The sequence below is a fragment of the Streptomyces lushanensis genome (assembly GCF_001700515.1).
Lineage (GTDB): Bacteria > Actinomycetota > Actinomycetes > Streptomycetales > Streptomycetaceae > Streptomyces > Streptomyces lushanensis.
Genome location: NZ_MAUD01000201.1, coordinates 36654 through 42859, shown reverse-complemented (window position 1 = coordinate 42859; position 6206 = coordinate 36654). Strand labels below are relative to the sequence as shown.

Sequence of the window (6206 nt, the reverse complement as noted above, 5' to 3'; positions counted from 1 at the left end):
CGGCGGCCATGGCCGCCGAACCGGCGAAGACACCGGGCAAGAGCTTCATGGTCAGGATGACGAGCGCGAGTTCCAGCACGGCGGCCAGGGCGCCGCGCGGCCGGCCGAACTGCCTGGTGATCGCGAGTACCGGAAAGAGCGTGAAGAGGAAGAGGATCGGTGTCGACATCTGCCGCATCGCGCTCAGGAAGTCGACGGGCAGATCGTGCGCCAGGTCATTGGCGCCGCTGAGGCCGAGGACGACCACCGCGCCCCAGGCGCCGCCGAGCAGCGGCGCGAGCCACTTCCTGGGCGCGAGGATGCCGAGGATGTCGGTGGGCAGGAAGAGCAGCCACGGGTTGAGCACACCGCTGGAGAGGGCCATCGGGGCGCCGAGCCCGAAGACGAAGCCGACCGAGAGCCCGAAGGACACCGCCGTGGTGCCGGAGCGCTTGGCGCGTCCCTGGACGAAGTCGAGCATGAAGGGCCGTACGCCGTCGTTGAACACGGCCAGGGCCAGATGCGAGACGAAGGCGGTCAGCGCGCACAGGGCCACGACGAGCAGCTTCTGCGCCGGTGACATGTCCGGACCGGTGCTCGCCGCGAGGACGGTGTTCACGGGATGTCTCCTCCGGGCGCCGGTTCATCGCTCCACGGGCAGGCGGCTACGGGCGGTCAGCCGCGTGCGGCGATCGCCCGGGCCATGACCGGGGCGACCACATCGATCTGGTCGAGGGCGAAGCCGAAGACCTTCTTGCCGTCCGCCAGCAGAGCGGTGACCTGGTCCTCGGTGGGCACCGACCGGCCGAAGGTGTGGCAGAGCGGCTGTCCCAGCAGCCCGACGAGGACGCCGAGGGAGGCGCCGGCGCCGGTGTGACAGGTGCCGAGGTAGTAGTCGGCCCGGCCGGCGCGGAGTCTCCGCGCGGCGTCCATGTCGTTGGAGACCGTGATCTCCAGTCCGTCGAGGGCGAGGGTGCTCACGGTGTCCGCGACCTCGGTCCTGCCGACGCCACCGGTGAGGATCTTTGTCATGGCTCAGTCCTTGTCCCTGGTTCTTGTGGGTCCTTCGGGGGCATGTCCTTCGGGGTCCTTCGAGGGGGCTTTCGCGGGGCGGTGCCGGTCGGCGGAGTGCTGACCGAGCACGGCCAGATGCAGGGCAAGGAAGTTGATCTCGGACTCCGGGAGCTCGGCGCCCAGCTCACGCCGGGCCCGTACGGAGACGGCGCGCGCCCGTGCCACGGCCCCGGGATGTCCGGCGAGTTCGGCCGCCACCTGCTCGTCCGTACGGAACCCGGCGACCGGTGTCCCGTCCAGAAGCCGGTCCAGCGCCATCATGAGATGGCTGGTGAGCATGGCCGCCGTGTCCTCGGTGACGGTGTTGCCCTCGGCGGCCAGGGCGTTCAGCTCGTCCCCGACGAACACGGCGATCTCAGGTCTGACCTGGCCGCTCTGCCGGAACAGCGTGATACGCAGGGCGAGCCGGGCGTCCATGGTGCTCCCTCTGTCCCTGACGATCTGTCCCTGGTGGTCGGACAGCGACCAGGATGTGTCTGACGCGTCGCGCCGGGGATCTCCTCGGGCGGGCCGTCCTTGTCGCGGAGGCCGGTAGGAGGGCATCGCGAAGGGCGCGCCCGCCTTCTCGAAGGCCGCGCGCAGCGCGGTGGCGGGCCCTGTCTAAGGGCGGGAGTACGGCAGCGGCATCGAGGCCGGCAGGGTGCCGAGCCCGGAGAGCCGCCGGGGTATCGAGCGGTCGGAGCGGGCGGGGAAGGTGCCGAGACGGCCCCGGGCCGTGGTCCCGACGGCCCGGGCGTTCTCCAGGAGCGGGAACGCGGCCTGGACGGTTCCGTTTCCGACACCCGGTTCCACGGCGAAGTCGCGGACACGCGGCAGCCGGGTGTCCGGCCCGTGGTTCAGCAGCAGAACGGCGAGCAGCCGGGCCGCGAGGCCGTTACGGGTCGGAAGACGCTCGTCGAGGCCGATCACGGAGACGACAGTAAACAGGATTCCGGACAGCGACAAGGCGCACATTTGTCCGTCTCCGTCTCCGTCTCCGCCGCCTCGGCGGCGGCCGACCGGCGTGCGAGCCGGAGCGTGGCCAGTGGGTGGCCGGCAAAGCGTGAGTACCCCGGGCGCGCACCCCGGCGCGCAAGGCCGAAACCCGCCGGCGGCCACCCTCCGCCGTACGATTCCTGTCGTCGCGAAGGCATCGGTTCCGACGCCCGGGGCACCCGATTTCCCGTGCCGGTACCAGGATCCGATCAACGAGGCGGAGCACGTCGAGGGGTTCGTACGATGCCTGGTCACCGAGGACAGGGCGGTGCCGGAGGCGGACGGCACTCCCGGTACTGTCGCCGTCGTGGCCCGCGCCCGCCGACGCCCACCGACCGAGGGCGCCCGCGCGGCGCCGCCCGGCCCGGCGTTTCCGCCCGCCGCATACCCGCCCGGTGAGCTGGGAAGACGACCGGAAGACGTAGATCGTCTACGCGTCCCTGCGTACGCGGCGCTACGTACCACCTTGGGGCGAGCTGTGAGGCTTCTCCGCAGATCGACGCACCCGCCCTCGTCAGGACGCATCAACGGCAACTGACGGGTACGTGCAAATTATTTGGGATGCCCCGTAATGGAACCCGCGAGGGCTCAGGCTCGTTGTTCACGACGTGAGCACGACACCACCTGTTCTCGCCGCAGAGCTGGCGCAGGCGTGGGCCGACATTCAGAGGTCCCACCCCGAGCTGCCGGATCTTGCCGCGCCAGAGTCCCTGATCGGAGAGTCCTCGTCCGCCTGCGGCGCCGAACTCTCCTTCGAACGACTGCTTCATGAAGCGGTCCACGGCATCGCCGCGGCCAGAGGTGTCCGCGACACCTCGCGCGCGGGCCGCTATCACAACCGCCGATTCCTGGCCATCGCCGAGGAGATGGGCCTCGACCATCCCGAGGAGCCGCATCCCAGCAGCGGTTTCTCGCTGGTCTCGCTCAGCCCCGAGGCCAAGCGCCGATATCGCCCCACCATCGAGCGCCTCCAGCGCGCGCTGAAGGCGCACACGGTCGCGACGGCCGCCGACACCAAGCGCAGCTTCCGCGGTCCGGCCGCCCGGCACGGCTCGTCCGGCGGCGGGGTCCGCGTCAAGGCGGTCTGCGACTGCGGGCGGAACGTACGGGTCGTTCCCTCGGTCCTCGCCCAGGCGCCGATCGTCTGCGGCGGCTGCGGGAAGCCCTTCCGTATCCCGGAAGTGGTGGGAGCCGCGAGCTGATCACCCCGTGCCGGAACGCGGGGTGGTGCGGGGCCAGGTGCGCGGCAGTGGGCCGCCGACGTGGGACACGTCCCGGTGTGCAAGTGTGGCAGAATGGCGAGCTGTACTCGACAGTCGCACAGGACCCCTCTCTCCTCCGGCTGACGCGTCCATCGGGCGGATCGGGTACCGCAACCCCACGCGGCATCCCGTTGTGCCCAACCACGTCAAGACCAGGAGACACCACTCCAGTGGCAGTCAAGATCAAGCTGAAGCGTCTGGGCAAGATCCGTTCGCCTCACTACCGCATCATCGTCGCCGACTCCCGCACCCGCCGTGACGGCCGGGCCATCGAGGAGATCGGTCTGTACCACCCGGTGCAGAACCCGTCGCGCATCGAGGTCGACTCGGAGCGCGCGCGTTACTGGCTGTCCGTCGGTGCCCAGCCGACCGAGCCGGTTCTCGCGATCCTCAAGCTCACCGGTGACTGGCAGGCGCACAAGGGCCTTCCGGCCCCGGCGCCGCTGCTCCAGCCGGAGCCGAAGGCCGACAAGCGCGCCCTCTTCGAGGCCGCCGCCAAGGACGCCGGCGACGAGCCCAAGGGCGAGGCCATCACCCAGAAGGCCAAGAAGTCCGACAAGAAGGCCGACGAGGCCGAGTCCTCGGCCGCCGCCGAGTCGACCGAGGCCTGAGCATGCTCGAGGAGGCTCTCGAGCACCTCGTGAAGGGCATCGTCGACAACCCGGACGACGTGCAGGTGGCCTCACGCAACCTGCGCCGTGGCCGTGTGCTGGAGGTCCGGGTCCATCCCGACGACCTCGGCAAGGTGATCGGCCGCAACGGCCGCACCGCACGTGCTCTGCGGACCGTCGTGGGCGCCATCGGCGGCCGTGGCATCCGTGTCGACCTTGTCGATGTGGACCAGGTTCGCTGACAGAGCTGGAACACCGGCACGGGCCGGGGAGGGCCACCGCCTTCTCCGGCCTTCGCTGCTTCCGCCGTCGTGTCGTCGTCGCCGTCGTGTCGTTTCATCGCCGCCGTGCCGACGGGAAACTCGTTGCCGTCGTGCCGGAAAAGATGCCGGAAAAGAAGGTGCAGCAGTGCAGTTGGTGGTCGGGCGGGTGGGCCGCGCCCATGGGATCAGGGGCGATGTCACCGTAGAGGTGCGTACGGACGAGCCGGAACTGCGGCTCGGCCCCGGCGCCGTACTCGCCACGGACCCGGCCTCGGCCGGACCGCTGACGATCGAGTCGGGCCGGGTGCACAGCGGCAGGCTGCTGCTGCGCTTCGAAGGAGTGCGGGACCGTACGGGCGCGGAGACGCTCCGTAACGTCCTGCTGATCGCCGAGGTCGATCCGGAGGAACTCCCCGAGGACCCGGAGGAGTTCTACGACCATCAGCTCATGGATCTGGATGTCGTCCTGGCCGACGGTACGGAGATCGGCAGGATCACCGAGATCTCCCACCTGCCCTCGCAGGACCTGTTCATCGTGGAACGGCCCGACGGCAGCGAGGTGATGATCCCGTTCGTCGAGGAGATCGTCACGGAGATCGATCTGGAGGAGCAGCGGGCCGTCATCGATCCGCCTCCCGGCCTGATCGACGACCGGGCGGAGGTCGCCGGCGGGCAGGGCGAGTCCGGCGCAGACGGTGAATCCGCCGGGGATGAGCACTGATGCGACTCGACGTCGTCACGATCTTCCCGGAGTATCTGGAGCCGCTGAACGTCTCGCTGGTCGGCAAGGCCCGTGCGCGCGGCCGGCTCGACGTCCATGTGCACGACCTGCGGGAGTGGACCCACGACCGCCACAACACGGTGGACGACACGCCCTACGGCGGCGGACCTGGCATGGTCATGAAGACCGAACCCTGGGGCGAGGCCCTGGACGAGATCCTGGCGGACGGTTACGAGACGGGGGCGCACGGACCGGTCCTGGTCGTCCCCACACCCAGCGGGCGCCCCTTCACCCAGGAAGTGGCCGTCGGACTGTCCGAGCGGCCCTGGCTGCTCTTCGCGCCCGCGCGGTACGAGGGCATCGACAGCCGGGTCGTGGAGGAGTACGCGACCCGGATACCGGTGATCGAGGTGTCCATCGGCGACTACGTGCTGGCCGGCGGCGAGGCGGCCGTGCTGGTCGTCACCGAGGCCGTCGCCCGGCTGCTGCCCGGTGTCCTCGGCAACGCCGAGTCGCACCGCGACGACTCCTTCGCCCCGGGGGAGATGGCCGATCTGCTGGAGGGTCCCGTCTACACCAAGCCGCCCGAGTGGCGCGGGCGCGGGATTCCGGACGTTCTGCTGAGCGGCCACCACGGCAGGATCGCGCGCTGGCGCCGGGACGAGGCGTTCCGCCGTACGGCGCTGAACCGGCCCGATCTGATCGAGCGCCGCGACGCGGCGGCCTTCGACAAGAAGGACCGCGAGACGCTCTCGATCCTGGGCTGGTCGCCGGAGCCGGGCGGCCGATTTTGGCGCAGGCCGGACGACGTGGAAGAATAGGCCGCTGCCGTACGTCCGGTGTGCGCCCCTGCCACAGGGGGAACGACGCCCGCCCGACGCCAACGGCACTCCGAACTCCTCTCCCGACATCCGCCGATGACCTGTGGCATCAGCGAGGAAGCAGATCCATATGTCCAGCCTGCTCGACACAGTCGACGCCTCGTCGCTCCGCAGCGACCTTCCCGCCTTCCGCCCCGGTGACACGGTCAACGTGCACGTACGGGTCATCGAGGGCAACCGCTCCCGTATCCAGCAGTTCAAGGGCGTGGTCATCCGCCGCCAGGGCTCGGGCGTCCGCGAGACCTTCACGGTCCGCAAGGTCTCCTTCTCCGTCGGTGTCGAGCGCACCTTCCCGGTCCACAGCCCGATCTTCGAGAAGATCGAGCTCGTGAGCCGTGGTGACGTCCGCCGCGCCAAGCTCTACTACCTGCGTGAGCTGCGCGGCAAGGCCGCCAAGATCAAGGAGAAGCGCGACAACTGAGTCGCGACCGGTCCGGCGT

Annotated in this window: 8 protein-coding genes and 2 pseudogenes; 6 read left to right on the top strand and 4 right to left on the bottom strand. The window is 70.0% G+C overall.

What is annotated here, in order from left to right:
- The 4 genes and pseudogenes from BFF77_RS18120 to BFF77_RS18105 form a co-directional block, all read right to left on the bottom strand.
- A partial coding sequence (locus BFF77_RS18120; protein WP_245703569.1) for a YhfT family protein occupies nt 1-598 on the bottom strand: 598 nt, incomplete at its 3' end.
- A gap of 56 nt (nt 599-654) precedes the next feature.
- Nucleotides 655-1011, bottom strand: coding sequence for a DUF2620 domain-containing protein (locus BFF77_RS18115; protein WP_066950744.1), 357 nt, complete (start codon nt 1009-1011; stop codon nt 655-657).
- Between the two features lie 93 nt (nt 1012-1104).
- A pseudogene (locus BFF77_RS18110) lies at nt 1105-1470 on the bottom strand (transcriptional antiterminator); the annotation flags it as partial.
- A gap of 111 nt (nt 1471-1581) precedes the next feature.
- Nucleotides 1582-2007: pseudogene (locus BFF77_RS18105) on the bottom strand (helix-turn-helix domain-containing protein); the annotation flags it as partial.
- 629 nt (nt 2008-2636) lie between these two features.
- On the opposite strand from BFF77_RS18105, the gene BFF77_RS18100 reads away from it, so the two are divergent.
- The 6 genes from BFF77_RS18100 (at nt 2637) to rplS (ending at nt 6187) form a co-directional block, all read left to right on the top strand.
- The gene (locus tag BFF77_RS18100; protein ID WP_066950741.1) at nt 2637-3230 is read left to right on the top strand and encodes a hypothetical protein; all 594 of its coding nucleotides are present in this window, start codon (nt 2637-2639) and stop codon (nt 3228-3230) included.
- 230 nt (nt 3231-3460) lie between these two features.
- Nucleotides 3461-3901, top strand: coding sequence for a 30S ribosomal protein S16 (gene rpsP / locus BFF77_RS18095; protein WP_066950739.1), 441 nt, complete (start codon nt 3461-3463; stop codon nt 3899-3901).
- A gap of 2 nt (nt 3902-3903) precedes the next feature.
- Nucleotides 3904-4143, top strand: coding sequence for an RNA-binding protein (locus BFF77_RS18090; protein ID WP_005311361.1), 240 nt, complete (start codon nt 3904-3906; stop codon nt 4141-4143).
- A gap of 166 nt (nt 4144-4309) precedes the next feature.
- Nucleotides 4310-4885: a ribosome maturation factor RimM gene (rimM, locus tag BFF77_RS18085; RefSeq protein ID WP_066950736.1), complete on the top strand. Its 576-nt coding sequence runs from the start codon at nt 4310-4312 to the stop codon at nt 4883-4885.
- Nucleotides 4885-5706, top strand: coding sequence for a tRNA (guanosine(37)-N1)-methyltransferase TrmD (trmD, locus tag BFF77_RS18080; protein ID WP_066950734.1), 822 nt, complete (start codon nt 4885-4887; stop codon nt 5704-5706). The genes rimM and trmD overlap by 1 nt, the downstream gene beginning before the upstream one ends.
- A gap of 130 nt (nt 5707-5836) precedes the next feature.
- The gene (gene rplS / locus BFF77_RS18075) at nt 5837-6187 is read left to right on the top strand and encodes a 50S ribosomal protein L19 (RefSeq protein WP_066950731.1); all 351 of its coding nucleotides are present in this window, start codon (nt 5837-5839) and stop codon (nt 6185-6187) included.
- Nucleotides 6188-6206 lie beyond the last annotated feature (19 nt).